This is a genomic window from Pseudomonas fluorescens, assembly GCF_012974785.1.
GTDB classification, from domain to species: Bacteria; Pseudomonadota; Gammaproteobacteria; order Pseudomonadales; family Pseudomonadaceae; genus Aquipseudomonas; species Aquipseudomonas fluorescens_BT.
Map to the genome: position 1 here is coordinate 5,951,405 of NZ_CP027561.1, position 26,167 is coordinate 5,977,571.

General features: G+C 62.7%; 24 protein-coding genes. 7 read left to right on the forward strand and 17 right to left on the reverse strand.

Annotated features, from left to right (window positions below):
• Positions 1-18: 18 nt before the first annotated feature.
• The gene (locus C6Y56_RS27195; RefSeq protein ID WP_169432328.1) at positions 19-1,410 is read left to right on the forward strand and encodes an L-cystine transporter; all 1,392 of its coding nucleotides are present in this window, start codon (positions 19-21) and stop codon (positions 1,408-1,410) included.
• 88 nt (positions 1,411-1,498) lie between these two features.
• On the opposite strand, the gene C6Y56_RS27200 is transcribed toward C6Y56_RS27195, so the two are convergent.
• The gene (locus C6Y56_RS27200) at positions 1,499-2,011 is read right to left on the reverse strand and encodes a dihydrofolate reductase (protein WP_169432329.1); all 513 of its coding nucleotides are present in this window, start codon (positions 2,009-2,011) and stop codon (positions 1,499-1,501) included.
• A gap of 85 nt (positions 2,012-2,096) precedes the next feature.
• Here C6Y56_RS27200 and C6Y56_RS27205 point away from each other — a divergent pair, with 85 nt between their 5' ends.
• Together C6Y56_RS27205 and C6Y56_RS27210 are read left to right on the forward strand one after the other, a co-directional pair.
• Positions 2,097-3,470, forward strand: a complete 1,374-nt coding sequence (locus C6Y56_RS27205) for a DUF2868 domain-containing protein (protein WP_169432330.1) — start codon at positions 2,097-2,099, stop codon at positions 3,468-3,470.
• Positions 3,463-4,848, forward strand: coding sequence for a GTPase/DUF3482 domain-containing protein (locus C6Y56_RS27210; protein WP_169432331.1), 1,386 nt, complete (start codon positions 3,463-3,465; stop codon positions 4,846-4,848). Before C6Y56_RS27205 ends, C6Y56_RS27210 begins: the two co-directional genes overlap by 8 nt.
• On the opposite strand, the gene C6Y56_RS27215 is transcribed toward C6Y56_RS27210, so the two are convergent.
• From C6Y56_RS27215 to C6Y56_RS27250, 8 genes are all read right to left on the reverse strand, one after another.
• A complete protein-coding gene (locus C6Y56_RS27215) occupies positions 4,845-5,270 on the reverse strand; it encodes a hypothetical protein (protein WP_169432332.1) in 426 nt (141 codons plus the stop codon). The two genes, C6Y56_RS27210 and C6Y56_RS27215, sit on opposite strands and share 4 nt — an antisense overlap.
• A gap of 85 nt (positions 5,271-5,355) precedes the next feature.
• On the reverse strand, positions 5,356-5,922 hold the full coding sequence (locus C6Y56_RS27220; RefSeq protein ID WP_169432333.1) for a phosphonate degradation HD-domain oxygenase: 567 nt from the start codon (positions 5,920-5,922) through the stop codon (positions 5,356-5,358).
• Entirely contained in the window at positions 5,922-7,055 is a 1,134-nt protein-coding gene (locus tag C6Y56_RS27225; RefSeq protein WP_169432334.1) for a TIGR03364 family FAD-dependent oxidoreductase, read from the reverse strand. Before C6Y56_RS27225 ends, C6Y56_RS27220 begins: the two co-directional genes overlap by 1 nt.
• Positions 7,056-7,200: 145 nt before the next feature.
• On the reverse strand, positions 7,201-8,226 hold the full coding sequence (locus C6Y56_RS27230; protein ID WP_169432335.1) for a putative 2-aminoethylphosphonate ABC transporter substrate-binding protein: 1,026 nt from the start codon (positions 8,224-8,226) through the stop codon (positions 7,201-7,203).
• A 47-nt stretch (positions 8,227-8,273) separates the two neighbouring features.
• Entirely contained in the window at positions 8,274-9,998 is a 1,725-nt protein-coding gene (locus tag C6Y56_RS27235) for a putative 2-aminoethylphosphonate ABC transporter permease subunit (protein ID WP_169432336.1), read from the reverse strand.
• Positions 9,998-11,074 carry a putative 2-aminoethylphosphonate ABC transporter ATP-binding protein gene (locus tag C6Y56_RS27240; protein ID WP_007953451.1) on the reverse strand — a complete coding sequence of 359 codons (1,077 nt, stop codon included), beginning with the start codon at positions 11,072-11,074 and terminating at the stop codon, positions 9,998-10,000. The genes C6Y56_RS27235 and C6Y56_RS27240 overlap by 1 nt, the downstream gene beginning before the upstream one ends.
• Positions 11,075-11,318: 244 nt before the next feature.
• Entirely contained in the window at positions 11,319-12,182 is an 864-nt protein-coding gene (locus tag C6Y56_RS27245; protein WP_169432337.1) for a LysR family transcriptional regulator, read from the reverse strand.
• A gap of 16 nt (positions 12,183-12,198) precedes the next feature.
• Positions 12,199-14,454, reverse strand: a complete 2,256-nt coding sequence (locus C6Y56_RS27250) for a heavy metal translocating P-type ATPase (RefSeq protein ID WP_169432338.1) — start codon at positions 14,452-14,454, stop codon at positions 12,199-12,201.
• An 84-nt stretch (positions 14,455-14,538) separates the two neighbouring features.
• On the opposite strand from C6Y56_RS27250, the gene cadR reads away from it, so the two are divergent.
• Positions 14,539-14,988: a Cd(II)/Pb(II)-responsive transcriptional regulator gene (gene cadR / locus C6Y56_RS27255; RefSeq protein ID WP_064600182.1), complete on the forward strand. Its 450-nt coding sequence runs from the start codon at positions 14,539-14,541 to the stop codon at positions 14,986-14,988.
• A gap of 126 nt (positions 14,989-15,114) precedes the next feature.
• On the opposite strand, the gene C6Y56_RS27260 is transcribed toward cadR, so the two are convergent.
• From C6Y56_RS27260 to C6Y56_RS27270, 3 genes are all read right to left on the reverse strand, one after another.
• A complete protein-coding gene (locus C6Y56_RS27260) occupies positions 15,115-16,086 on the reverse strand; it encodes a thymidylate synthase (RefSeq protein WP_169432339.1) in 972 nt (323 codons plus the stop codon).
• 49 nt (positions 16,087-16,135) lie between these two features.
• Positions 16,136-16,951, reverse strand: a complete 816-nt coding sequence (gene lgt, locus C6Y56_RS27265) for a prolipoprotein diacylglyceryl transferase (protein ID WP_169432340.1) — start codon at positions 16,949-16,951, stop codon at positions 16,136-16,138.
• A gap of 82 nt (positions 16,952-17,033) precedes the next feature.
• Positions 17,034-17,816, reverse strand: a complete 783-nt coding sequence (locus tag C6Y56_RS27270; RefSeq protein WP_096817504.1) for a sulfite exporter TauE/SafE family protein — start codon at positions 17,814-17,816, stop codon at positions 17,034-17,036.
• A 131-nt stretch (positions 17,817-17,947) separates the two neighbouring features.
• Here C6Y56_RS27270 and C6Y56_RS27275 point away from each other — a divergent pair, with 131 nt between their 5' ends.
• Entirely contained in the window at positions 17,948-18,694 is a 747-nt protein-coding gene (locus tag C6Y56_RS27275; protein ID WP_169432341.1) for an NRDE family protein, read from the forward strand.
• A 31-nt stretch (positions 18,695-18,725) separates the two neighbouring features.
• On the opposite strand, the gene ptsP is transcribed toward C6Y56_RS27275, so the two are convergent.
• Complete coding sequence (gene ptsP, locus C6Y56_RS27280; protein WP_169432342.1) at positions 18,726-21,005, reverse strand: phosphoenolpyruvate--protein phosphotransferase; 2,280 nt, start codon at positions 21,003-21,005, stop codon at positions 18,726-18,728.
• A gap of 22 nt (positions 21,006-21,027) precedes the next feature.
• Positions 21,028-21,507, reverse strand: coding sequence for an RNA pyrophosphohydrolase (locus C6Y56_RS27285; RefSeq protein ID WP_003229203.1), 480 nt, complete (start codon positions 21,505-21,507; stop codon positions 21,028-21,030).
• A 143-nt stretch (positions 21,508-21,650) separates the two neighbouring features.
• Between C6Y56_RS27285 and C6Y56_RS27290 the strand changes: the two genes are divergently transcribed.
• On the forward strand, positions 21,651-22,307 hold the full coding sequence (locus C6Y56_RS27290; protein ID WP_169432343.1) for an HAD family hydrolase: 657 nt from the start codon (positions 21,651-21,653) through the stop codon (positions 22,305-22,307).
• A gap of 22 nt (positions 22,308-22,329) precedes the next feature.
• Here the strand turns inward: C6Y56_RS27290 and C6Y56_RS27295 are convergent, their stop codons facing one another.
• The gene (locus tag C6Y56_RS27295; RefSeq protein ID WP_169432344.1) at positions 22,330-22,755 is read right to left on the reverse strand and encodes a DUF2269 domain-containing protein; all 426 of its coding nucleotides are present in this window, start codon (positions 22,753-22,755) and stop codon (positions 22,330-22,332) included.
• A gap of 39 nt (positions 22,756-22,794) precedes the next feature.
• Entirely contained in the window at positions 22,795-24,309 is a 1,515-nt protein-coding gene (ilvA, locus tag C6Y56_RS27300) for a threonine ammonia-lyase, biosynthetic (RefSeq protein ID WP_169432345.1), read from the reverse strand.
• A gap of 148 nt (positions 24,310-24,457) precedes the next feature.
• Here ilvA and rpiA point away from each other — a divergent pair, with 148 nt between their 5' ends.
• Entirely contained in the window at positions 24,458-25,132 is a 675-nt protein-coding gene (rpiA, locus tag C6Y56_RS27305; RefSeq protein WP_169432346.1) for a ribose-5-phosphate isomerase RpiA, read from the forward strand.
• Between the two features lie 54 nt (positions 25,133-25,186).
• Here rpiA and C6Y56_RS27310 read toward each other — a convergent pair whose 3' ends face one another.
• Entirely contained in the window at positions 25,187-26,104 is a 918-nt protein-coding gene (locus tag C6Y56_RS27310) for an SdiA-regulated domain-containing protein (protein WP_169432347.1), read from the reverse strand.
• Positions 26,105-26,167: the final 63 nt, after the last annotated feature.

The following is a 26,167-nucleotide window of genomic DNA, read 5'->3' on the forward strand; positions in this document are numbered from 1 at the left end:
GTCTTTTCTGGAGTCCTCATGAATCTGCCCCTGATTCTCAACTTGCTGGTGTTCCTTGCCTTGCTCTTCGGTCTGGCGCAAACCCGTCACACCACGTGGAGCCTGGCGAAAAAAGTTCTGCTCGCGCTGGTGCTGGGCGTGGCATTCGGCGTCGCGCTGCACACGATTTACGGCGCGGGCAACCCGGTGCTGAAAGCCTCGATCGGCTGGTTTGATCTGGTCGGCAACGGTTATGTGCAACTGCTGCAAATGATCGTGATTCCGCTGGTATTCGCCTCGATCCTCAGCGCCGTGGCCCGTCTGCACAACGCTTCGTCGCTGGGCAAGATCAGCTTCCTGACCATCGGCACGCTGCTGTTCACCACGGCGATTGCGGCACTGATCGGCATCGGCCTGACCAACCTGTTCGGCCTGACCGCCGAAGGCCTGGTCGCCGGCACCCAGGAAATGGCCCGTCTGCAAACCATCCAGACCGACTACGCCGGCAAGGTCGCCGACCTGAATGTGCCGCAGCTGCTGCTGTCGTTCATCCCGCAGAACCCGTTCGCCGACCTGGCGCGGGCCAAGCCGACCTCGATCATCAGCGTGGTGATCTTCGCTGCGTTCATGGGGGTTGCCGCGCTGCAACTGCTCAAGGATGACGCCGAGAAAGGTCAGAAAGTGATCAACGCCATCGACACCCTGCAAGCCTGGGTGATGCGTCTGGTGCGTCTGGTGATGAAGCTGACGCCTTACGGCGTGCTGGCACTGATGACCAAAGTGGTGGCCGGTTCCAACCTGCAGGACATCATCAAGCTCGGCAGCTTCGTGGTGGTGTCGTACCTCGGTCTGGGCCTGATGTTCGTGGTACACGGTCTGCTGGTCTCGGCGGCCGGGATCAACCCGCTGCGTTTCTTCCGCAAGATCTGGCCGGTGCTGACCTTCGCGTTCACCAGCCGCTCCAGCGCCGCGAGCATTCCGCTGAGCATCGAAGCGCAGACCCGGCGTCTGGGCATTCCACAATCGGTTGCAAGCTTCGCCGCTTCGTTCGGCGCGACCATCGGCCAGAACGGCTGCGCCGGTCTGTACCCGGCGATGCTGGCGGTGATGGTTGCGCCCACCGTGGGCATCAACCCGCTGGATCCGCTGTGGATTGCGACGCTGGTGGCGATTGTGACCTTGAGTTCCGCCGGTGTGGCGGGCGTGGGCGGCGGCGCGACCTTCGCCGCGCTGATCGTGCTGCCAGCCATGGGCTTGCCGGTTTCGCTGGTGGCGTTGCTGATTTCGGTCGAGCCGCTGATCGACATGGGTCGTACGGCACTGAACGTGAGCGGTTCGATCACCGCTGGCGCGATTACCAGCCAGGCGATGCAGCAGACCGACAAGGCACTGCTGGAAGCGGATGAGCATGCGGAGCTTGCTCAGGCTTGAGTAGCGTCTGACAGACCGCTATCGCGAGCAGGCTCGCTCCCACAGGGATATGCATTCCAATGTGGGAGCTGGCCTGCCAGCGATGCTCTTAGGCTTTTTCCCAGACTTCGAAGTTGTAAGCCGGTTTGTCGCCTTCAGCCGGATTCGGCACGTTCGACACCAGCTTCCACTGGCTCAGATCGAATTCCGGAAACCACGCATCCCCTTCCGGGCTCAATGCCACACGGGTCAGATACAAGCGATCCGCCTGCTCCATCCCCTGCGCATACAACTGCGCCCCGCCAATCAGCATCAACTCATCGACGCCCTGCTCTTTCGCCCACGCTTCGGCGCGAACCACGGCCGCTTCCAGCGACGGATAGACTTCCGCCCCTTCCAGCACCAGACCGGCCTGACGGCTGACCACGATGTTCAAGCGACCCGGCAACGGACGACCCAGCGAATCCCAGGTCTTGCGGCCCATGATGATCGGCTTGCCAAGCGTCGTGGCCTTGAAGTATTTGAAGTCCCCCGGCAGGTGCCAGGGCATGCTGTTGTCGACGCCGATCACACGGTTTTCACCGAGGGCTGCAATCAGGCTGAGGGGGAGTGATTTAGTCATGCCGGCGAGGATACCAGAGCCGCCCTTACCCCGATAAGCGCCACAGCGGTTATGCTCACGGCTCAATCAAGCAACGGGATGCCGCGTGACTGAACTGACTTCACTGCAAAACCTCTGGCTCACCGAAACCGTGCGCCTGCGCGAAGAACACGCAGGCCCGCTGGACGATCAGGAAGCCAATCGCCTGGCCCGCGCGGCCGGCGGCGATCTGCCGGGACGCATTCAACGCCGCGCCCTGTGGCTGGCCGAGCGCGACGGCCTGACCTCTGCGCTCAAGCACTGGCTGCAAGGCGCGCGTCTGGCGCTGGTGTTGCTGGCGATCTTCGCGGTTCTGAGCGGCGCCGGCCTGGCCTTCGCCGCACTGGGCCAGACGCCGGTCAATGTGTTCTGGGCCCTGGGCAGTCTGCTCGGGCTGAATCTGATTCTGCTGTTGAGCTGGGCGCTGGGGCTGATCTTCGCTGGCGAACATGGCGCCACCCTTGGCCGCTTGTGGCTGTGGCTCAGTGAAAAACTCGCCCGCGACGCCAAGGCTGCGCAACTGGCGCCGGCCCTGTTGTTGATGCTGCAACGCCAGAAACTCAATCGCTGGGCGCTCGGCTCGCTGGTCAACGGTTTGTGGTTGCTGGCGATGGTCAGCGCGCTGGTTTTGCTGCTGACGCTGATGGCGACCCGGCGCTACGGCTTCGTCTGGGAAACCACGATTCTCAGTGCCGACACGTTCATCAACATGACCCAGGCCCTCGGCGCCTTGCCGGCGCTGCTGGGCTTCAACGTGCCGACCGTGGACATGATCCGCGCCAGCGGCGACACCGCGCTGAACATCGAAAGCGCCCGTCAGGCCTGGGCGACCTGGCTGGCCGGCGTGCTGGTGGTGTACGGCGTGCTGCCGCGCCTGCTGTTGGCGCTGTTTTGCTTCTGGCGCTGGAACAGCGGCAAGGCCGCATTGCGTCTGGACCTGAACCTGCCCGGTTACGCCCAGTTGCGCGAACGCCTGATGCCGACCAGCGAACGCCTCGGCATCACCGACCCCGAGCCTGCGCAATTGCACCGCGTCGAAAGCACCGTCGGCGAACACGCCAGCGATGGCGCGCTTCTGGTGGCAATCGAACTGGACGATCAACACCCATGGCCACCGGCGTTGCCGAAAAACGTCAGCAACGCCGGCATCCTCGACAGCCGTGAATCGCGCAACAAACTGCTCGAACAACTCAGCCGTTTCCCCCCGGCGCGCCTCGCGATTGCCTGCGACCCACGACGTTCGCCGGATCGCGGCAGCCTGGCGCTGATCGCCGAGCTGGCACGCAATGCCGCCGCGACCCGGGTCTGGCTGTTGCAGGCACCGCCAGGACAAGCGCTGGACGCCGAACGCCTCGGTGACTGGCACGTCGCATTGCAACAGCTGCAACTGCCGTTCGCCGATTGCGCCCCGTTGAACTGGCTGGAGCACGGACATGACTGATGCCTGGAAAGCACCGCTGAAACTGGCGGTGGTCGGCCACACCAACGTCGGCAAGACTTCGCTGTTGCGTACCCTGACCCGCGACGTCGGCTTCGGTGAAGTCTCCCATCGACCGAGCACCACCCGACATGTCGAAGGTGCGCGGTTGTCAGTGGATGGCGAAGCGTTGCTCGACCTCTACGACACACCCGGTCTGGAAGACGCCATCGCCCTGCTGGATTTTCTCGAACGTCTGGAACGCCCCGGCGAACGCCTCGACGGCCCGGCACGGTTGGCGCGGTTTCTCGACGGCAGCGAAGCGCGCCAGCGTTTCGAACAGGAAGCCAAGGTGCTGCGGCAACTGCTCGATTCCGATGCCGGCCTGTACGTGATCGACGCCCGCGAACCGGTGCTGGCCAAGTACCGCGATGAACTGGAAGTGCTGGCCAGTTGCGGCAAGCCGCTGCTGCCGGTGCTGAATTTCGTCAGCAGCGCCAACCACCGCGAGCCGGACTGGCGTGAAGCCCTGGCGCGCCTCGGCCTGCACGCGCTGGTGCGTTTCGACAGCGTCGCCCCGCCCGAAGACGGGGAGCGGCGGCTGTACGAAAGCCTCGCACTGTTGCTGGAAAATGCCCGCCCACAACTTGAACGCCTGATCGCCGATCAACAGGCCCAACGCCTCGCCCGCGAGCAAAGCGCCGCACGCCTGATTGCCGAATTGCTGATCGACTGCGCCGCGTGCCGACGCAGTGTGGCGAGCAACGCCGAGCAGGAACAACAGGCCATCAGCGAACTGCGCAAAGCCGTGCGCCAGCGCGAACAACGCTGCGTCGAAGCGCTGCTCAAGCTCTACGCCTTCCGCCCGCAGGACGCCGCCGCCAGCGATCTGCCGCTGCTCGACGGACGCTGGGGCGATGACCTGTTCAACCCGGAAACCCTCAAGCAGCTCGGCGTGCGGGTCGGCGGCGGGATTGCCGCCGGAGCCGCAGCCGGTGCGGGCGTGGATTTGCTGGTCGGCGGCATCACCCTCGGCGCCGCCGCACTGGCCGGTGCCATTGCCGGCGGCGCCCTGCAAACCGCCCGCAGCTATGGCAACCGCCTGCTGGACAAGATCAAAGGGCAGCGGGAACTGACGGTCGACGACAACGTGCTGCGCCTGTTGGCATTGCGTCAGCGGCAATTGTTACAAGCGCTGAATGTTCGTGGTCATGCGGCGATGGACGCCGTTCAGGTGGCGACGCCGCAGGACAAGACCTGGCGTGAGGGCAAGTTGCCGGAAGCGCTGAACATCGCCCGGGCCCATCCGCAATGGTCGTCGCTCAACCCGCATCCGAAGCTGAATCAGGCCCAGCGTCAGGAACAGATCGATGAGCTGGTGAGCAAGGTCCTCGAGCTCTAGAACCAGCCGAGCTTGAGGAACTGTTTGACCAGCGCCGTCAACCGACTGCGATCGGTGCGATTGGCGCGCCCGTCGTTGTCGACGTCCGAACACAGGACAACCTCGAAGCGGCCATCGTTATCCAGGTCGTGGACGGCGGCCTTGTAAGCAATGGTTTCGCCCTGGTGAAAGTGCAGCCTCACTGATTCCGGCGTTCCATCGCTGCCGGGGTTCAGAGCGAAGATCCGCAGATGTCGCGTATCCTCGTCGGCCGCGTTGAACCAGGCACATTTCAGATAGGTGCTGGTGAAGCTGCGTAGTTGCGCCACCTCGCGAGCCGAGGCTTCGCGCCAGTCCTGTTCACTGTCATGAAAGCGCAGCTGGACACTGTCCCCTGCGCCGCTGCCCGATCGATCCCGGGCAATCACTTTCAAAAAACGCATCCGTGCGCTCCTTCGGCAAAGAGCCAGTCTGGGCCGAAGGGGCAACACGCGCCATGCACCGTTTCCCGGTTTGGCGTAAGAAGGTTCAGCGCGCTTCGCGAGACAGCACGGTAAAAGCCTTGTGCTTCAACAGCGCAAGATCCATCACCGGAACAGCCATTTCTTTGGCCAACTCATCCCACTGGCGCATTCGCAGGCTGACAGCACACAACGGATCCTGCTCGAACGCATCCGCTTCAGCCTCGGTCATCACCCCGCCCTGATATTCCAGGGTGCGGCGGCTGGCTTCGCTCAAGCGCTCGTAGTAGCCCGCCTCCCTGAGCGTCAGATAGCGCTTGGCCTGGACGTGATATTCCACCAGCCGCGCCAGACGTTCGCCGAAGCCGGCCTCACGCAAATAGTCCGCGCCGAGGCGTTCGTGGCTGACCACGCCGTAACCGCCCATGTTCTCTGCGCCTTCGGCACACAAATGGCCGATGTCATGGAAGAACGCGGCGAGCACCACTTCATCGTCGAAGCCTTCGGCGATGGCCAGTTGCGCCGCCTGGGACATGTGCTCGATCTGCGACACCGGTTCGCCGATGTAGTCGCTGACGCCGAAACGCTCATAGAGGCCGAACACCCGGGCGATGACTTGCTCGTGACTCAACATCAGTTCTCTCCAAAAAGCTGTGCCACATTGCGCTCGGCCATGGCCGGGCCGACGCTCATACCAACGCCGCTGTGCATCAGCGCCACATTCAACCCCGACGCCGGCCGCAAAAACGAAAACGGCCCCGGCCCCTGGGAACCATAGACACCCTGCCAGCGCTCGACCACTTGCACCTTGCAGCCGAGGGTCTGTTCGGCCAGTTCGAGCATCCAGTTGTCGACCTGCTCGGCGTTGAACGGCGACGGATCGCTGCCGTAATGGTGCGAATCGCCAATGATCAGTTCGCCATACGGCGTCGGGCTGATCAGCAGGTGAATGCCGTTTTCCTGCAAGTGCGGTTGCTCGCGCAGGATTTGCGCCTGCACTGCTGCGGCTTCCGGCAGATCGGCGAAGGCGCCGTAGTGCACGCAACTGAGGCCGGTGAGCAAGGCGTGTTGCAGGTTCAGGTCGATCTGCGGCCGGGCGCGGAGCATTTGCAGGCGGCAGATTTGCGGGTCGAGGGCGGCAATCGGCTCGGCCAGCAGGGTCTGATAATCGTGACCGGAACAGACGATGATCTGCTCGGCGGTAAAGATCCCGGCGGTGCTGTGCAGACGCCCCGGTTCGACGTCGCGCACCAGCGTCGAGAAGTGAAACTCGACGTTGAGTTCGCGACGCAGGTAGTCGATCAGCGCCGGAATCGCTTCCCGGGAATACAGCTGTTGATCGTCCATGCCATGCAACGCGGCGCGGTGATGGCTGAACTGACCACCGTACAGATCGCGCAATTCGGCACCGCGCAGCAGCTCGACGCGGTAGTCATGCTCCACGGCGCGCCCGGCGCAGAAGGCTTCCAGCAAATGTTCTTCCGCCTCGGTGCGGGCGAACAGGTACGAGCCGTTGCGCTTGAGTTGCAGCCCGGCGAGCTGCGCCCACTGGCCCCAGATCTCGCGGCTGGCCTTGGCCAGTTCGAGCATCGGGCCCGGTGGCTGGCCGGTGACCAGGGCCTGGCCGAAGTTGCGTACCGAGGCGCCGAGTGGCGTGGCGGTACGTTCGAAAACCGTGACCTTGAGACCTCGCCGGGCGGCGGCATAGGCATGGGACAGGCCCAGGATGCCGGCGCCGACGATCAACAAGTCTTTGTGTTGTGTCATCTAGAGGTGCTCTGAATGAGAGACCGCCATCGCCGGCAAGCCTGCTCCCACAGGTGGATCAGGTGTGCACAGAATTTGTGTTCACTGGATATCCAATGTGGGAGCGGGCTTGCTCGCGAAGAGGCCCTGTCAGTCGATGAAGATCTTACTTGGCCGCGACTTTCTCGGACTTGCCGTCATAGCGCTTGCGCCATTCGGTCAGGATCTCGTCGCGGTTCTTCGAGGCCCAGGCGAAGTCGTTCTTGATCAGGCGCTGCTCGTAGTCGGCCGGCAGTTCGGTCTGCGGCTTGGCGATACCCGGCTGGGCGAGAACGGCGAAGTTTTGCTTGTACAGGTCCATCGCCGGGGCGCTGGCGGAGAAGTCGGCCAGTTTCTTCGCGGCCTCTTCGTGCGGCGTGCCTTTGATCACGGCAGTCGCCTCGATCTCCCAGCCCAGGCCTTCCTTCGGCAGGATGATGTCCAGCGGCGCGCCCTGGCGCTTGAGCTGAACAGCCGGGTATTCGAAGGAAATCCCGATCGGGAATTCACCCGCCGCCGCCAGTTTGCAAGGCTTGGAACCGGAGTGAACGTACTGGCCGATGTTCTGGTGCAGACCGTCCATATAGGCCCAGCCCTGCTTCTCGCCGAAGGTTTGCAGCCAGGCGCTGACGTCGAGGAAACCGGTGCCGGACGAAGCCGGATTCGGCATCACGATCTTGCCTTTGTACTCAGGCTTGGTCAGGTCCTGCCAGCTCACCGGTTTGGTCAGGCCCTGTTTCTCGGCCTCGACGGTGTTGAAGCAAATGGTCGCGGCCCAGACGTCCATGCCGACCCAGGCTGGCGGGTTGGCGGCGTCGCGGTAGTTCGCGCCGATCTTGCCCAGATCCTTCGGCGCATAGCTTTGCAGCATGCCTTGCTGATCGAGGATCGCCAGGCTCGACGCCGCCAGGCCCCACACTGCGTCAGCCTGCGGGCGTTCCTTTTCGGCCAGCAGTTTGGCGGTGATGATCCCGGTGGAATCGCGCACCCACTTGATCTCGAAGTCCGGGTTGGCCTTTTCGAAGGCTTCCTTATAGCTCTTAAGCTGTTCGGCTTCGAGGGCGGTGTACACCGTCAACTCGGTTTTTGCCGCGAAGGCATTCAGGCTGAAAGTCGCGAGCACAGCAGCGGCCAGGGCCATAGGCTTGAACATGATCGTTTTCCTGTCGGTGAGTTGAGGCTTTAGGGATTAGTCGTGGATCAGTGGCCGGGCGCCGTTTGCCGCCAGGCCTGGGAACGGCGCAGCAGGCCGCGCGAAGCCCACGCCAGCAGCAAGGACACGCCCGCCGAGGTGAACAGAATCAGGGTCGACATCGCCGCCGCGCCGCCGACGTTGCCGGCGTCATCCATGTTCAGCACCGCCACCGCCGCGAGGATGGTGTCGGGGCTGTAGAGGAAGATCGCGGCGGACACGGTGGTCATGGCCGAGACGAACAGGTAGCGCACGATGTCCAGCAGCGCCGGCAGGCAGATCGGCACGGTGACCCGCAGGTAATGCCGGTAAAGCGGCGCTTTCAGCGACAGCGCGGCGGCTTCGAACTCGGCGTCGAGCTGACGCAGCGCGGTGGTGGCGGTCATCTGCGCGGTGGTCAGATAGTGAGCAATGGTGCAGACGATCAGCAGGGTCATGGTCCCGTACAGCACGTGCAGCGGGTTGCCGGTGAGGTTGAAGAAAAAGACGTAACCCAGACCGAGCACCAGCCCCGGCACCGCCATCGGTACGAAACTGAGCATGCGCAACGTCAGATTCAACCCGCGCTGGCTGCGGGTCTTTTCCATCAGGTAGGCGCCGGTAAAGATCAGTACGCTTCCGATCAACGCGGTTCCCAGCGCCATCTTCAAACTGTTGCCGTAGGCCAGCCAACCACCGCCGGCAGTTTCGTTGAACTGATAGTGGTTGAGTGACAGCGACAGGTTGTACGGCCAGAACTTCACCAGCGACGAGAACACCGCCATGCCGAATACCAGCAGCAACGCGGCGCTGATCAGCAGGACAACGCTGAGATAAAAGGCATCGCGCTTCTTCGACGGCGCCGGTTTGAACACCTGGGCGCGGCCACTCATGGCGTCGCCGTGACGCCGACGCAACCAGGCATCGACGCCGAAACTGAATAGCGCCGGCAGCAGCAGAACCATGCCGATCAAGGCGCCGCGACCGAACTGCTGTTGACCGACCACCGCTTTGTAGGCTTCCAGCGCCAGCACCTGATAGTCGCCACCGACCACCACCGGCACACCGAAATCGGTGATGGTCAGGGTGAACACCAGGCAGAACGCGGCGAAGACGGCCTGACGGGTCGCCGGCCAGGTGATACTGCGAAAAGCTTTCGCAGGGCTGGCGCCCATACTCGACGCGGCGTCGAACAGTCGCGCATCCGCCAGCGACAGGGCTGACAGCAAAATCATCAAGGCGTGTGGGAAGGTGTAGATCACCTCACCCAGAACAATCCCCCAAAAACCGTAGATGTTGTCCGACAACAGCCCCCGCAGCATGCCCTGATTGCCGAACAGATAGACCAGCGCAATCCCCGGCAGCATCGAAGGTGCCATCAGCGGCAGCAGGGAGATCCCGCGCCAGATGCCTTTGGCCGGAATCAACGTGCGCTGCAAGGCGTAGGCAAACAGGTAGGCCAGCGGTACGACGATCGCTGCGACGCTGAGGGAAACTTTCAGGCTGTTGCCGAGCAACCAGTGGAAATTGTCGCTGGTCACCAGCGCCTTTGCGGCGAGCCAGCCACCGCCCTGCCCGGCTTCGCTGCTGAAACCGCGCCAGAAGATCGCCAGCAATGGCAACAGCACCGCCACACCGAGCAGCACCAGCAGCAGGAGTTTGCCGCCGAGGACGAAGATCCGGTCGCCGACCTCGGCCCCGGACACCTGCCGCGCCTGCTTGTGCGGTAGCGGCAGTGCAAGGTTGCTGTTCATCAGGCAAACACCTGCAGGCTGCGCGGCGGCAAGGCGACCATGATCTGCTGGGCGCCGAGGCGCGGCATGGCTTCCGGCGCCAGTTCGGCGAGCAAGGCGTGACCGGGCAATTGATCGAGTTCGAAGCTCATGCGGCAGCGGTTGCCGAGGAAGGTGATCTCGCGGACCTTGGCCGGGAACAGGTTTTCCTCATGCACCAACGGATTGACGTTGATCGCTTCCGGGCGGCAGAACAGCCGGCCCGACGGGCTGTGGACGCTGCCGTCGGCCAGGCGCAGGTTCATCCCGCCGACCTTGGCGTGGCTGTCGCTGCTGCGCTGGAACGGCAGCCAGTTGCCCTGGCCGACAAACTCGGCCACGAACGGCGTAGCCGGGCGGTTGTAGATTTCCTGCGGAGTGGCGTATTGCTCGACCTTGCCGTTGTTCATCACAGCGATGCGGTCGGCCATCAGCATGGCTTCGTCCTGATTGTGGGTGACCATCAGGGTGGTGATGCCGAGGTTGCGTTGCAGTTGGCGCAGCTCGGTGCACAGATGCTCGCGGACCCGAGCGTCGAGGGCCGACATCGGTTCGTCGAGCAGCAACAGCGACGGCGCGGGGGCCAGGGCTCGGGCCAGTGCCACACGTTGCTGCTGGCCACCGGACAACTGGCCCGGGTACTTTTTCTCACTGCCGGTGAGGCCGACCAGTTCCAGCATCTGACCGACGCGACGGCGCACTTCATCGCGACCGCTGCCGGCGAGGCCGTAGGCAATGTTCGCTTCGACGGTCAGATTGGGGAACAGCGCGTAGGACTGGAACAGAATGCCGTAATCCCGAGCCTGGGGCGCGAGATGGGAAACATCGCGCTCGCCGAGGTACAACTCGCCGCTGTCCTGCTTTTCCAGACCGGCGATGCAACGCAACAAAGTGGTCTTGCCGCAACCCGACGGGCCGAGCAGGCACACCAGCTCACCGGCTGCAACATCAAGGGAGACGTTATCCAGCGCAGTGAAGGCGCCGAAGCGCTTCTGCACGCCACGCACTTTCATCGGTGCGCCGGGGTTGGTCAGGGCAGTTGCGATTGCAGGGTTCATGGACAGGCCTCATCAAGCAGATGAGACGAATCCTAGAGTTGTAATGCGTCGGTCATATGGCAGTGAGGCAAAAACGACCGATAGTGGTATTGGCAGATTTGAGGTTATCCGTTGTCCGGGCTGCCGCCATCGCTAGCAGGCTAGCTCCCACAGGGGAGCCGGGTGCTAACAACATTGTATTCACTGAAGATCCAATGTGGGAGCTAGCCTGCTAGCGATGAGGCCTGAACAGGCACTGAAGATCTCAGGCCGGGGACATTTCCTGCGCCAACCCCAGAAACGCCGCCGGCAAGCGAGCATTCTTGCGCTCCTTGAGGCAATAGAGGTATTCGGGAATCTGCGGCGCATTCTCCAGGGTCAGCACCCGCAACTGCGGATCGTGCGGCACTTCCTGACGGGCAATGATGCTGATGCCGATGTTGCGCAGCACCGCCTCGCGGATCGACTCGCGGCTGCCGATTTCCAGCAACGGGCCGAAACTGACACCGACACTGGCCAGCAATTCCTCGGTGAGACGCCGGGTGGTCGAGCCGGATTCACGCATCAGCAAGGTATGCCCGGCCAGCGCGCTCAGCGTGACATGGTCGTGCACCGCCAGCGGATGATTGCGATGCACCGCCAGCACCAGCGGATCGCTGCCGAGCACCCGGCGGATCAGCCGCGCATCGTCGAGCAATTGCGACGACGCCGCGACATCCACCCGGTAATCCTCCAGCGCTTCGAGCACTTGTTGCGAGTTGCCGATTTCCACTGACACTTCCACCTGCGGCAGGTGCTCGCGGAAGGTCTTCACCAGATCGAGGATGTAATACGGCGCGGTGGCGGCGATGCGCAGCGTGCCCTGCACCTGACCGCTGTTGCGCAGGAAAAACTCGATATCGGCTTCCTGCTGCAACAACGCCTTGACCATCGGCAACAGCCGCGCGCCTTCCTCGCTGACACTCAGACGCCGGCCGCCACGGTAGAACAGCTCCACCGAATACTGACTTTCCAGATTGCGGATCTGGGTGGTCACGGTCGGTTGGCTGAGGCCGAGTTTTTTCGCCGCCAGCGTGATGCTGCCCAGCCGGGCCACCATGTAAAACGCTTTCAGCTCGGCACTCAGCACAACCGTCCCTCTTCCTCTATTTGCGCAACAGGCGCAAACCGTTGAACACCACCAGCAGGCTCACGCCCATGTCGGCAAACACCGCCATCCACATGGTGGCGAGCCCGGCGAAGGTTACCCCAAGAAAGATGGCCTTGATCACCAATGCCAACGCAATGTTCTGTTTCAGGATGCTGGCCGTGTTGCGGGACAGGCTGATGAAGGCCGGAATCTTGCGCAGATCGTCGTCCATCAGGGCGACATCGGCGGTTTCAATCGCCGTATCGGTTCCAGCCGCCGCCATCGCAAAACCGATCTCGGCCCGAGCCAGTGCCGGCGCGTCGTTGATACCGTCGCCGACCATGCCGACCCGACGGCCCTGCGCATACAGGTCTTCGATGGCTTGCAATTTGTCGGTCGGCAGCAAGTCGCCCTTGGCTTGATCGATTCCGACCTGCGCCGCAATCGCCTGCGCGGTGTGGACGTTGTCGCCGGTGAGCATCAGGGTTTTCACGCCCAGTTCGTGCAGTTGGCGAATCGCCTCGCGGCTGGTTTCCTTGACCGTGTCGGCCACGGCGAACAGCGCCAGCGGGCCGGAACGATCGAGCAGCAGCACCACGGACTTGCCCTGCTTCTCCAGCGCGAACAGTGTTTCTTCCAATTGCGGCGAGCACAGGCCCAGTTCTTCCACCAGACGGTGGTTGCCCAAATGGTAGACCTGACCGTTGACCTCGCCTTTTACGCCACGGCCGGCCAGCGCTTCGAAGTTATCCACAACCAGCGCCGCGAAACCTTTATCCACAGCCGCATTGGCGACGGCCAGCGACACCGGGTGATCGGAGCGCCCGGCCAGCGCCGCGGCAATGGCCGGGGCCGTGGCGTCGGCGGTCGGATCGAGGGACAGGTAATCGGTCTGCACCGGTTTGCCGTGGGTGATGGTGCCGGTCTTGTCGAGGGCCAGATAGTCGAGCTTGAAACCGCCCTCCAGGTACACGCCGCCCTTGACCAGAATGCCTTTGCGCGCCGCAGCAGCGAGGCCGCTGACGATGGTCACCGGCGTGGAAATCACCAGCGCACACGGGCAAGCGACCACCAGCAACACCAGCGCCCGGTAGATCCAGTCGAACCATGCGGCGCCCATGAACAGCGGCGGGATGATCGCCACGGCCAGGGCCAGGACGAAGACCACCGGGGTGTAGATTTTCGAGAATTGATCGACGAAACGCTGGGTCGGCGCACGCGCACCTTGCGCCTGCTCCACGGCGTGGATGATTCGCGCCAGGGTGGAATGGTTGGCCGCTGCCGTCACCGCGTATTCCAGCGAACCGGCCTGGTTGATGGTGCCGGCGAACACCTTGTCGCCAACGGTTTTCTCCACCGGCAGGCTTTCGCCAGTGATCGGCGCCTGATCGATGGTCGAGCTGCCGCTGACGACTTCACCGTCCAGCGCAATACGCTCGCCAGGTTTTACCCGCACGCGGGCGCCGAGATCGATACTTTTGACGTCCAGTTCGACCCAGTTGCCGTCAGCCTGCAACACCGTCGCCTGCTCCGGTGTCATCTGCATCAGGCCGCTGATGGCGTTGCGTGCGCGATCCAGCGAGCGCGCTTCGATCAGCTCGGCCACGGTGAACAGGAACATCACCATCGCCGCTTCCGGCCATTGGCCGATCAACACGGCGCCGGTCACGGCAATGCTCATCAGGGCGTTGATGTTGAGATTGCGATTCTTCAGGGCGATCCAGCCCTTCTTGTAAGTGGTGAGGCCGCCACTGAGGATCGAGATCAGCGCGATGATCGCCACCACCCAGGTCGGGGCGGCGCTGGTGAAGTGGATCACTTCGGCAGCGAGTGCGCCGACGCCGGACAGCGCCAGCGGCCACCAGTGTTTTTTCACCGGCGCAGGCGTTGGCGCTTCGACGCCTGCTTCCAGCGGCTCGGCCTGCATGCCGAGGGATTTGATCGCGTCGATGATCGGCGCGGTGTCCGGCAGATTGTGGGTCACGCCGAGCACGCGGTTGATCAGGTTGAATTCCAGTTGCTGGATCCCGGCCAGTTTGCCGAGCTTGTTCTGGATCAGCGTCTGTTCGGTCGGGCAGTCCATCGCCTCGATGCGGAAACTGCTCAGCCGGGCGTCGGCGCTTTTCGCCTCGCTCAATTGAATCAGCGACGGTGCCGCGGCTTTTGACGCACAGCAGGAATCAGCGCCGTGGTCGTGTTTATGCACAGGCTGCAATTTGTGGCTGTGGTCGTGTCCCGCGTGGGATTTGTGAGTGTGCTGGGAATCGCTCATTGGTCGCGTCCATGAAGGTGCCTGTTGCCAAGTAAAGACCCTGTAGCCACTATAGGGTCAAGCACCCTTTTGGAGATTGCCGTCATGAAAATCGGAGAACTGGCGAAACAGACCGATTGCGCCGTGGAAACCATCCGCTACTACGAACGCGAAAACCTGCTGCCCGAGCCGGCCCGCAGTGACGGCAACTACCGCGTCTACACCCAGGCCCACGCCGAACGCCTGACCTTTATCCGCAACTGCCGCACCCTCGACATGACCCTCGAAGAAATCCGCAGCCTGCTCGCCTTGCGCGACAGTCCGCAGGATCAGTGCGAAAGCGTGAATGCGCTGATTGACGAGCACATCCAGCACGTCAAGGCGCGGATCGATGGGTTATTGGCGTTGCAGACGCAACTGCTCGACCTGCGCCAGCGTTGTGGCGAAGGGCCGGAGGCGGATCAGTGCGGGATCCTGCAGCGGCTGGAAGTCAGTGGCGGGGTTGTGGCAACCGAAGTCGAACATTCCCATGTGGGCAGAAGCCACGGCCACTGAGCGCACCATGAAACACTGTGGGAGCTAGCCTGCTAGCGATAGGGCCGTCAGATTCAACAGTGAAGTTGACTGAAAGTCCGCCATCGCTAGCAGGCTAGCTCCCACAGGGGTATTGCGTGTTGCTTGTCAGACCGCCATCGGCGCGGTCATCGGCGCATGGTGCTCGTAGCCTTCCAGCGAGAAGTCGCTCGGCTCCACCAGCTCCAGCCATTCCGGCTGATAAACACCGGTCTTGGCAAACTCCGGCACACGATCCGAAATCTTCAGCTTCGGCATGGCGAACGGCTCGCGCTTGAGCTGTTCGTTGAGCATGTCGAGGTGGTTTTCGTAGACGTGGGCATCACCAATGAAATAGGTGAACCAGCGCGGCGTGTAGCCGGTCAGGCGACCGATCAGGCTCAGCAGCGCAGCGCCTTCGGTGAGGTTGAACGGCGTGCCCAGGCCCAGGTCGTTGGAGCGGATGTAGAGGGTCAGGGAAATTTCCTTGGTCTCGACATTCGGGTGGAACTGGTACAGCAGATGGCACGGCGGCAGGGCCATTTCATCGAGCTGAGCGCAGTTCCAGCCGTGGAACAGGATGCGCCGGCTGCCCGGATCCTTGATGATCGTGTCGACGCACTGGCGCACCTGATCGATGGCTTTGTACAGCACCACATAGGCCTGGCCGTCTTCTTCGCCCTGGGCAATCTGCTTGTAGCCGTTGTTCAGGGTTTGTTCGATGGCGGCGGTGTTGCTCAACGGGATCTGCTTGTACGCCGGCCATTTGCGCCATTGCACGCCGTAGATCTCGCCGAGGTCGTCTTCGCCCTGGCGGAACGGGTTGGCCAGCCACTGGGCGTTTTCGTTGGCGTTCTGATCCCAGACCTTGCAGCCCAGCGCACGGAATTCGGCGGCGTTGTTCACGCCACGCAGAAAGCCGCACATCTCGCCGATGGCCGATTTGAAGGCCATCTTGCGGGTGGTGATCGCCGGAAAACCTTCCTGCAGATCGAAGCGCAGCATGGCGCCCGGAAAGCTGATGGTGTTCACGCCGGTACGGTTGGCCTGTTTGGTGCCGTTGTTGATGACGTGCGACACCAGATCGAGATATTGCTTCATGAGTTACCTGTGTCCTTGCCCCCGGCCAACCGCGCCGGGGGTCGAATATTTAAGCTGTCGGGGCAACCGGCGCCGACGGGGCACGGCGATAGGCCAACCAGATCAGGAACAGCCCGCCGATGATCATCGGTACGCAGAGTACCTGACCCATGGTCAGCCAGTTCCAGGCCAGGTAGCCCAGTTGCGCGTCCGGCACGCGGACGAATTCGACGATGAAACGGAAGATGCCATAGAACAGCGCGAACATGCCCGAGACCGCCATGGTCGGCCGCGGCTTGCGCGAGAACAGCCAGAGGATCAGGAACAGCGCGACACCTTCGAGCGCGAACTGATACAGCTGCGACGGATGACGCGGCAGTTGCGCCGGGTCGCTGAACGGCGGGAACACCATGGCCCACGGCACGTCGGTGGCCTTGCCCCACAGCTCGGCGTTGATGAAGTTGCCGATACGCCCGGCGCCCAGGCCGATCGGCACCATCGGCGCCACGAAGTCCATCAGCTGGAAGAACGACTTGCCATTACGCTTGCCGAACCACAACGCCGCCAGCATCACGCCGATGAAGCCACCGTGGAACGACATGCCGCCCTTCCACACCTCGAAAATCAGCGTCGGGTTGGCGATGTAGGCGCTCAGATCGTAGAACAGTACATAGCCCAGTCGCCCACCGACAATCACCCCCATCGACAGCCAGAACACCAGGTCGGAGAGCTTCTCCTTGGTCCAGGTCGGGTCGAAACGGTTAAGCCGGCGCGACGCCAGCAGCCACGCACCGCCGATGCCGACCAGATACATCAGGCCGTACCAATGGATTTTCAGCGGACCGATGGCCAGAGCCACCGGGTCGATCTGCGGGTAAGGCAGCATTGCGACTCCTCGTTAGCGTTCAAATCTTCAAAATTCCCGGGCGACGCTGCCACCTCAGGATTAAGCCAGGATTGTGGCCTGCTCAGAACAAAAAGCTCAGCCCCACGCAGAACAGCAAAGCGGCGAACAGCCGTTTCAGCAACTTCGGCGACAATTTGTGCGCCAGCCGCGCGCCGAGACGGGCGAATACCATGCTGGTCAGCGCAATGCCCAGCAACGCCGGCAGATACACAAACCCGAGACTATGGGCCGGCAGCAACGGATCATGCCAGCCAAGAATCATGAAACTTATTGCACTGGCCACGGCGATCGGCAGACCACAGGCCGACGAGGTCGCCACGGCCTGCTGCATCGGTACGCTGCGCCAGGTCAGGAACGGCACGGTCAGCGAGCCGCCGCCAATGCCGAAAATCGCCGAGGCCCAGCCGATCACACTGCCGGCCATGGTCAGACCAAGCTTGCCGGGCACCGTTCGGCTGGCCTTGGGTTTGACGTCCAGCGCCAGTTGCGCCGCGATCACCAGGGCGAACACGCCGATGATCTTCTGCAGGTTGGGCCCGGAAATCGCTTCGGCGGTCAGCGCGCCGAAACCGGCGCCTAGCAGGATGCCGACGGTCATCCACTTGAATATCGGCCAGCGCACCGCACCGCGTCGATGGTGTTCACGCACGGCATTGACCGACGTGAAGATGATCGTCGCCAGGGACGTGCCGACCGCCAGATGGGTCAGGATCGACGGATCGAAGCCCTGCAAGGTGAAACTGAACACCAGCACCGGGACGATGATAATCCCGCCGCCCACCCCGAACAGCCCGGCCAGTACGCCCGCACAGGCGCCCAGCGCCAGATAGAGCAGAAATTCCATGACCGCCTCCCAAGGCACGTCCCCAAAACCGGAGCGGCATGGTAACGGATGGATACCCTTCGGCTCCACTGGCGATGGATGCACGGACGATGTCTGCGTAGAGTGGACAAAAAACACACAAGGACCACCTTATGTGCCTGATCGTTTTCGCCTGGCGGCCGGGGCATGCCCAGCCGCTGATCGTCGCGGCCAACCGTGACGAGTTCTACGCCCGCCCCAGCCTGCCGCTGGCCCAGTGGCCCGAGTCGCCGAACGTCCATGCAGGCCGGGACCTGGAGGCCGGCGGCACCTGGCTCGGCCTCGGCGCCAACGGCCGTTTTGCCGCGCTGACCAACATCCGCGATCCTCATCAACCACCTGCAAGGCGCTCGCGGGGTGAACTGGTGGCGGGGTTTCTGACCGCAAACCTGTCGATTGACGACTACTTATCCGACGTTGTCGCCCGTTCGCCGGAATATGCCGGGTTCAATCTGCTGCTGGGCAATGCCAACGAGCTGTGGCATTTCAACGCCCGGTCTTCGGAACCGGTGATGTTGCAACCGGGCCTCTACGGGCTTTCAAACGCGGGGCTGGATACGCCGTGGCCGAAACTGCTCAAGGCCAAGGCAGCATTGAGTGCGGTGCTGGATGATCCGCAGCCCGACCGGTTGTTGGCGTTGTTGGGAGATGCGCAGACGGCACCGTTTGCCGAGCTGCCGGATACCGGCGTGGGGCTGGCGACCGAGTCGTTGCTGTCGAGTGTGTTTATTGCCAGCCAGAGCTACGGGACGCGGGCGAGTACGGCGCTGATCGTGCAGGCGGACGGGACGCGGCGGATGGTCGAGCGCAGTTTCGGGCCGTATGGCGGGCACTTGGGGGAAGTGGAAATCAACCTCTGAAGATCGCAGCCCGAAGGCTGCGATCCTGTGCTCAGAGAGGTTTGGCCGCCGCTGGACTGACCATCTTCGCCAACCCGAGGTTCTTCAGGGCCAGTTGCAGCGAGCTGTGGATAACTTGCGGATTGTCGATGGTCATCAGTTCCGCCAGCAGATCCTTGGCCTTGCTCAGGTTGATCTGGCGCAACATCCATTTCACCTTCGGCAGGTTGGTGGCGTTCATCGACAGGCTGTCGAAGCCCATCGCCATCAACAGCACCGCAGCCGCCGGGTCACCGGCCATCTCGCCACAGATGCTCACCGGCTTGCCTTCGGCATGGGCGTCGCGCACCACGGTCTGCAGGGCTTGCAGGACTGCCGGGTGCAGGTAGTCGTAGAGATCGGCCACCCGCGGGTTGTTGCGGTCCACCGCCAGCAGGTACTGGGTCAGGTCGTTGGAGCCGACTGACAGGAAGTCCACCATCCGCGCCAGTTCCTTGGTCTGGTAGACCGCCGCAGGAATTTCGATCATCACGCCCACCGGCGGCATCGGCACGTCGGTGCCTTCGTCGCGCACTTCGCCCCAGGCCCGGTGAATCAGGTGCAGCGCCTCTTCGAGCTCGTGGATGCCGGAAATCATCGGCAGCAGGATCCGCAGGTTGTTCAGGCCTTCGCTGGCCTTGAGCATCGCGCGGGTCTGCACCAGGAAGATTTCCGGGTGGTCGAGGGTGACGCGGATCCCGCGCCAGCCGAGGAACGGGTTGTCTTCCTTGATCGGGAAGTACGACAGCGACTTGTCGCCGCCGATGTCCAGGCTGCGCATGGTCACCGGTTGCGGGTGGAACGCGGCGAGCTGCTCGCGGTAGATCGCCAGTTGCTCCTTCTCGCTCGGGAAGCGCTGGTTGATCATGAACGGCACTTCGGTGCGGTACAGGCCAACGCCTTCGGCGCCACGCTTCTGCGCCCGCGCCACGTCCGCCAGCAGACCAGTGTTGACCCACAGCGGCATGCGGTGGCCATCGAGGGTCACGCATGGCAGGTCACGCAGGGTATCGAGCCCCAGCGCCAGTTGTTTCTCTTCCTCCACCACCTCGGTGAACTGCTTGCGCAGCACTTCGCTGGGGTTGGTGTAGACCTCACCCTTGGTGCCATCGACGATCATGTCGATGCCGTCAACCTTGGCGTACGGGAGGTCGACCAGGCCCATCACCGTCGGGATGCCCATGGCCCGGGCCAGGATCGCGACGTGGGAGTTACCCGAACCGAGCACCGACACCAGACCGACCAGCGTGCCTTCCGGCACCTCGCCGAGCATCGCCGGCGTCAGTTCTTCGCTGACCAGAATGGTCTTTTCCGGGTAGACCAGGTTCTGCTGACGCTCTTCCTGCAGATAGGCGAGCAAGCGACGGCCCAGGTCCTTGACGTCCGACGCCCGCTCACGCAGGTACTCGTCGTCCATCAAATCGAAACGATTGACGTGATCGGTCACGACCTGACGCAACGCGCCCTGGGCCCATTGGCCGGTCTTGATCACGTTGGTGATTTCGCTGCCCAACGAGGCATCGTCGAGCATCATCAGGTAGACGTCGAACAGCGCGCGCTCTTCCGGACGCAGCTGGGTCGCCAGCTTGGCCGACAACGCACGCATGTCGGCGCGCACGCCTTCGATGGCGGTCTTGAACAGCGCCAGTTCCGCGTCGATGTCGGTGATGGTCTTGTCCGGCACCACGTCCAGGTCCGCCGGCGGCAGCATGACCACCGCGGTACCGACCGCCGCACCCGGCGAACCTGGCACACCGACGAACTTGGCTTCCTGGATGCCCTTGCCCTGCCGGCCCAGACCACGGATCGACCCGGTGGCCTCGGCGTGAGCGATCACGCCGGCGAGCTGCGCGCTCATGGTCACGAGGAAGGCTTCTTCACCTTCATCGAACTGGCGGCGTTCCTTTTGCTGGATGACCAACACCCCGACGACTCGACGGTGGTGAATGATCGGGGCTCCGAGGAACGAGGCGTAGCGCTCCTCGCCGGTCTCGGCGAAGTAGCGGTAACGCGGGTGATCCGCGGCGTTTTCGAGGTTCAGGGGTTCTTCACGCGTGCCGACCAGGCCGACCAGACCTTCGTTGGGTGCCATGCTGACCTTGCCGATCGAGCGCTTGTTCAAGCCCTCGGTGGCCATCAGGACGAAGCGGTTGGTCTCGGGATCAAGCAAGTAGACCGAGCAGACCTGGCTGCCCATGGCCTCTTTGACGCGCAACACAATAATCCCCAACGCCGCCTTGAGATCCTTGGCGGAGTTAACTTCCTGGACGATCTTGCGCAGCGTATTGAGCATGGCTCGGGGTCGAACTCCGTCGTCAGTCGCGCGCTAAAAGGCGCGGGGCAAGCTCTTTGAGAGCGCGGCGATACACTTCGCGCTTGAATGTCACCACCTGGCCCAACGGATACCAATAGCTGACCCAGCGCCAGCCATCGAACTCCGGTTTACCGGTCAAATCCATCCGCACCCGCTGCTCGTTGGAGATCAGGCGCAGGAGAAACCACTTCTGCTTCTGGCCGATGCACAGCGGTTGGCTGTGGGTTCGCACCAGACGTTGCGGCAAACGATAGCGCAACCAGCCCCGGGTACAGGCGAGAATTTCAACATCTTCGCGTTCCAGGCCCACTTCTTCGTTCAGCTCGCGGTACAAGGCGTCTTCCGGCGTCTCCTCGGGATTGATTCCCCCTTGTGGAAACTGCCAGGCATCTTGATTGATACGGCGAGCCCATAGCACCTGGCCGGCGTCATTCGTCAGAATGATCCCGACATTAGGACGGAAACCATCGGGGTCGATCACGGCAACAACCTCGCAAACGCATGTCGCCGCATTGTTCCACAAAGCTTGTGAAGGCGGCAACGAAGGTTCCGAGCTTATGTGCACTCTTGTGAAAAGACCGTATTCTTGTGGCCTTTTTACTGACTTTTCAGCGGGTAACTGCAATGCGCCTGGCTTTATTCGATTTGGACAACACCCTTCTGGGCGGCGACAGCGATCACGCCTGGGGCGACTATCTGTGTGAACGCGGCTTCCTCGACCCGATCGCCTACAAAGCGCGCAACGACGAGTTCTACCAGGATTACCTGGCGGGCAAACTGGATAACGCGGCGTACCTGAACTTCTGCCTGGAAATCCTCGGCCGCACCGACATGGCCGTGCTCGAGCAATGGCACAGCGATTACATGCGCGACTGCATCGAGCCGATCGTTCTGCCGAAGGCGCTTGAGCTGCTGCAACAGCACCGCGATGCCGGCGACAAACTGGTGATCATCACCGCCACCAACCGCTTCGTCACCGCACCGATTGCCGTGCGCCTGGGCGTTGAAACCCTGATCGCCACCGAGTGCGAGATGCAGGATGGCCGCTACACCGGCCGCAGCACCGACGTGCCGTGCTTTCGCGAAGGCAAGGTGACGCGCCTGAACCGCTGGCTGGAAGAAACCGGGCATTCGCTGGAAGACAGCTACTTCTACAGCGACTCGATGAATGATCTGCCGCTGCTGGAGCAGGTGATGAATCCGGTGGCCGTTGATCCGGACCCGAACCTGCGGGCCGAAGCCGAGAAGCGTGGCTGGTCGGTCATCTCGCTGCGCGATTGATGCCGAGACCGGGCGCCGGGCCTCAAACCGGTTTGGCGCCCATCAATCCGGCAATCGCGACAAAGCAGACAAAACTGAACAGCGCCAGGGCAAAGCTGAACCGACCGACGCCACCCGGCGTCTTGCGCAAGCGGTTCAAGCGCACCAGCAGCCAGAACCACGCCAGCGCCGCCACGGTGTACAGAACGCTGGAGGCCAGAATCCAGGTCTGCCCCAACGGCCAGCCCACCAGATGCACCATCCACCAGCCGGTAAACGGCATGCTCAGCAGCGCCAGCCCCATCAGCAGCCAGACAAACACCCGCGGCCGCTGCAACGTGCGGCTGCCCGCCGTCGCATCCCCCTTGCGCCGGGTCAGGAAAACCCAGACGCCCAGCCCCAACGCACTCGCCAGCAAAACCACGGTGGCGACCATATGCGCCGTTTTCAGGGCAGTTAATGTTTCCATTGTCGAATTTCCTTATGGCCTGCCCATCAGCGTAGCCGCTCAGCCAAGAAACAGCTGATAGGCCGGGTTGTCGCTTTCGTCCCAGTACGGGTAGCCGATTTGCGCCAGCGCTGCGGGAACCAGGTGACGCTCCTCGTGAGGCACTTGCAGACCGGCGACCACACGACCGTCCGCCGCGCCGTGGTTGCGGTAGTGGAACATCGAGATGTTCCAGCGCCCGCCGAGCTTGTTGAGGAAGTTGAACAGCGCCCCCGGACGCTCCGGGAACTCGAAGCGCAGCACCACTTCATCGACCACCTGCGCCGCGCGCCCGCCGACCATGTGGCGGATGTGCAGCTTGGCCAGTTCGTTGTCGGTCAGGTCGAGCACCGGGAAACCCTGTTCGGTCAGGCTCGCCAGCAGTGCACTGCGCGGGTCGTTGTCCGGGTGGGTCTGCACCCCGACGAAGATGTGCGCTTCGCTGCCATTGTTGTAGCGGTAGTTGAATTCGGTGATCTGGCGCTTGCCGATGGCTTCGCAGAAGGCCTTGAAGCTGCCGGCCTTCTCGGGGATGGTCACGGCGATGATCGCTTCACGGCCTTCACCCAACTCGGCGCGCTCGGCGACGTGGCGCAAACGATCGAAGTTGACGTTGGCCCCGGAGTCGATGGCGACGAAGGTCTTGCCGCTGACGCCGCGCTGCTCGACATACTTCTTGATCCCGGCCACGCCCAGTGCACCGGCAGGCTCGGTGATCGAACGGGTATCGTCGTAGATGTCCTTGATCGCCGCGCAGATTTCGTCGGTGCTGACGGTGATCACTTCATCGACGTAATCCTTGCAGATATCGAACGTGTGCTGGCCGATCTGCGCCACCGCCACGCCGTCGGCGAAAATGCCCACGGTCGGCAGCACGACGCGCTCGCCCGCCGCCATCGCCGCTTGCAGGCAATTGGAGTCGTCGGGCTCAACGCCGATGACCTTGATGTCCGGACGCAGGTATTTCACGTAGGCCGCGATACCGGCGATCAGGCCGCCGCCGCCCACCGGGACGAAAATCGCGTCCAGTGGCTGCGGGTGCTGGCGCAGGATTTCCATCGCCACGGTGCCCTGCCCGGCAATGGTGTGCGGATCGTCGTACGGGTGGATGTAGACGTAGCCTTTTTCATCGACCAGTTTCAGCGAATAGGCCAGGGCTTCCGGGAAAGAATCGCCGTGCAGCACCACTTTGCCGCCACGGGAACGCACGCCTTCGACCTTGATCTCCGGGGTGGTCTTGGGCATCACGATAGTCGCCTTCACGCCCAGCACTTTCGCCGCCAGGGCCAGACCCTGCGCATGGTTGCCCGCCGACGCGGTGACCACGCCGCGAGCGCGTTCTGCGTCGCTCAACTGGGTCAGCTTGTTGTAGGCGCCGCGAATCTTGAACGAGAACACCGGCTGCAAGTCTTCGCGCTTGAGCCAGATGTCGTTGCCCAGCCGCTCGGAGAGCTGGCGAGCGTTCTGCAGCGGGGTTTCTACGGCAACGTCATAAACGCGCGAGGTGAGGATCTTCTTGACGTACTGTTCGAGCATCGGAAAGCATCACTGAGCGGGTTGGGCAGGGCCAACGAGTCTAACCCGGCTTTCGGGCGCACGACCACACGAATCCAGAGGTTTTAGCCCGGCTTGAGGCTATAATGCCGGCCTTTCCGTTCTTACCTTGCCCGCTTCCGGAGCCCGCATGACCCAGGATCAACTCAAACAGGCCGTGGCCCAGGCCGCCGTCGACTTCATCCTTCCGAAACTCGACGACAAGAGCATCGTCGGGGTCGGCACCGGCTCCACCGCCAACTGTTTCATTGACGCCCTGGCCCAGCACAAGGGCGCGTTCGATGGCGCCGTCGCCAGTTCCGAAGCCACCGCTGCGCGCCTCAAGGGCCACGGCATTCCGGTTTATGAGCTGAACACGGTCAGCGACCTGGAGTTCTACATCGACGGCGCCGACGAAAGCGACGCGCACCTGAACCTGATCAAGGGCGGCGGCGCAGCCCTGACCCGCGAGAAGATCGTCGCGGCCGTGGCCAAGACCTTCATCTGCATCGCCGACGGCAGCAAACTGGTGCCGGTGCTCGGCGCGTTCCCGCTGCCGGTGGAAGTGATCCCGATGGCCCGCAGCCACGTGGCCCGCCAACTGGTGAAACTGGGCGGCGACCCGGTCTACCGCGAAGGCGTGCTGACCGACAACGGCAACATCATCCTCGACGTGCACAACCTGCAGATCACCAACCCGGTGGAGCTGGAAGCACAGATCAACGCGATCGTCGGCGTGGTCACCAACGGCTTGTTCGCGGCGCGCCCGGCGGATCTGCTGTTGCTGGGTACCAGCGAAGGCGTGAAAACCCTGAAGGCCGAGTAAGCCTGAAGATCCTGTGGGAGCCTACCCGCTCCCACAGGGGTTCAAAGAAGAATGTCAGTTCTGCGCAGGCTTTCTGAAGACATAAAACAGATTCGGCTCGCTCACCAGATACAACGCTCCGTCGTCATCCATCGCGATACCTTCCGCCTGCGGCACGGTTTTCTTCAGTCCTTGCCGGCCACCGCGCAACGACATCGTGCTCAACGGGCGCCCGTCCACATCCAGCTCCAGAATCAGCCGTGACTCGTCCGACAGTGCCAGCAGATGACCGCTGCGCTCGTCGTATTGCAGGCTCGACAGGTCTCGCACGAACATTCCGGCGTCACGCTTGGGGTTGTTGATCACATGCACTGCGTAAGACTTTTCCGGGTTGAAGTGGGGAAAACCGTGCACCTCGTAGATCAGCATCGGATCGCGCTCCTTGGCCACGAACAGACGCTTGCCCACTGAGTCGTAAGCCAGACCTTCGAAACCCTTGTTGCCGCTCATGTGCACGCCGAGCGTCATCTGCTCGGCGTCCGCCGCATCGAGGAACGTGGTGTCGTGCTCCAGATGAATCTTGATCAGACGCTGCTGGCGCTCGTCGGTGATCACGTAAGTGTCGGCACTGATGAACTCGACCGCCTCCGCATCGCCGAAACCGATCAGCGCGATACGGCGCAGTATCCGCCCCTCAAGCGACAGCTCGATCAGCTCGGCATTCTTGTTGGTGACGGTGAACAGGCTCTTGCGCACCGGATCGTAGGTCAGCGCGGAGACGTCATCGTTCAGCCCCTCGATGACCCGAGCCTCGATGCCCACTCGATACTGATCCAGATTGATCGCTTCAATGCTGTGGGGCTGCCAGTGACTTTGCAGGTTGAACCAGGCGCGCTCGAACAGACGCAGGTATTGGCCGATCGCAATCAATACGATCAGGGCAATCACCGAAAGGATGATCAGAAGAGGCTTGGGACGGGCAAGTCGACGCATGCGGGTTGTGCTCGGGATCAAAACAGGCGGATGAAATATCACGCCTGTCTGAATCGAAGCTTA

Bases quoted from the DNA above. Each gene is read 5' to 3' on its own strand.
- C6Y56_RS27195 (WP_169432328.1), top strand. From the start codon at position 19: ATGAATCTGCCCCTGATTCTCAACTTGCTGGTGTTCCTTGCCTTGCTC.
- C6Y56_RS27230 (WP_169432335.1), bottom strand. From the start codon at position 8,226: ATGTTCAAGCCTATGGCCCTGGCCGCTGCTGTGCTCGCGACTTTCAGC.
- cadR (WP_064600182.1), top strand. From the start codon at position 14,539: ATGAAAATCGGAGAACTGGCGAAACAGACCGATTGCGCCGTGGAAACC.
- C6Y56_RS27200 (WP_169432329.1), bottom strand. From the start codon at position 2,011: ATGACTAAATCACTCCCCCTCAGCCTGATTGCAGCCCTCGGTGAAAAC.
- C6Y56_RS27275 (WP_169432341.1), top strand. From the start codon at position 17,948: ATGTGCCTGATCGTTTTCGCCTGGCGGCCGGGGCATGCCCAGCCGCTG.
- rpiA (WP_169432346.1), top strand. From the start codon at position 24,458: ATGACCCAGGATCAACTCAAACAGGCCGTGGCCCAGGCCGCCGTCGAC.
- C6Y56_RS27215 (WP_169432332.1), bottom strand. From the start codon at position 5,270: ATGCGTTTTTTGAAAGTGATTGCCCGGGATCGATCGGGCAGCGGCGCA.
- C6Y56_RS27310 (WP_169432347.1), bottom strand. From the start codon at position 26,104: ATGCGTCGACTTGCCCGTCCCAAGCCTCTTCTGATCATCCTTTCGGTG.
- C6Y56_RS27210 (WP_169432331.1), top strand. From the start codon at position 3,463: ATGACTGATGCCTGGAAAGCACCGCTGAAACTGGCGGTGGTCGGCCAC.
- lgt (WP_169432340.1), bottom strand. From the start codon at position 16,951: ATGCTGCCTTACCCGCAGATCGACCCGGTGGCTCTGGCCATCGGTCCG.
- C6Y56_RS27260 (WP_169432339.1), bottom strand. From the start codon at position 16,086: ATGAAGCAATATCTCGATCTGGTGTCGCACGTCATCAACAACGGCACC.
- ptsP (WP_169432342.1), bottom strand. From the start codon at position 21,005: ATGCTCAATACGCTGCGCAAGATCGTCCAGGAAGTTAACTCCGCCAAG.
- C6Y56_RS27240 (WP_007953451.1), bottom strand. From the start codon at position 11,074: ATGAACCCTGCAATCGCAACTGCCCTGACCAACCCCGGCGCACCGATG.
- C6Y56_RS27225 (WP_169432334.1), bottom strand. From the start codon at position 7,055: ATGACACAACACAAAGACTTGTTGATCGTCGGCGCCGGCATCCTGGGC.
- C6Y56_RS27290 (WP_169432343.1), top strand. From the start codon at position 21,651: ATGCGCCTGGCTTTATTCGATTTGGACAACACCCTTCTGGGCGGCGAC.
- C6Y56_RS27250 (WP_169432338.1), bottom strand. From the start codon at position 14,454: ATGAGCGATTCCCAGCACACTCACAAATCCCACGCGGGACACGACCAC.
- C6Y56_RS27295 (WP_169432344.1), bottom strand. From the start codon at position 22,755: ATGGAAACATTAACTGCCCTGAAAACGGCGCATATGGTCGCCACCGTG.
- C6Y56_RS27270 (WP_096817504.1), bottom strand. From the start codon at position 17,816: ATGGAATTTCTGCTCTATCTGGCGCTGGGCGCCTGTGCGGGCGTACTG.
- ilvA (WP_169432345.1), bottom strand. From the start codon at position 24,309: ATGCTCGAACAGTACGTCAAGAAGATCCTCACCTCGCGCGTTTATGAC.
- C6Y56_RS27220 (WP_169432333.1), bottom strand. From the start codon at position 5,922: ATGTTGAGTCACGAGCAAGTCATCGCCCGGGTGTTCGGCCTCTATGAG.
- C6Y56_RS27235 (WP_169432336.1), bottom strand. From the start codon at position 9,998: ATGAACAGCAACCTTGCACTGCCGCTACCGCACAAGCAGGCGCGGCAG.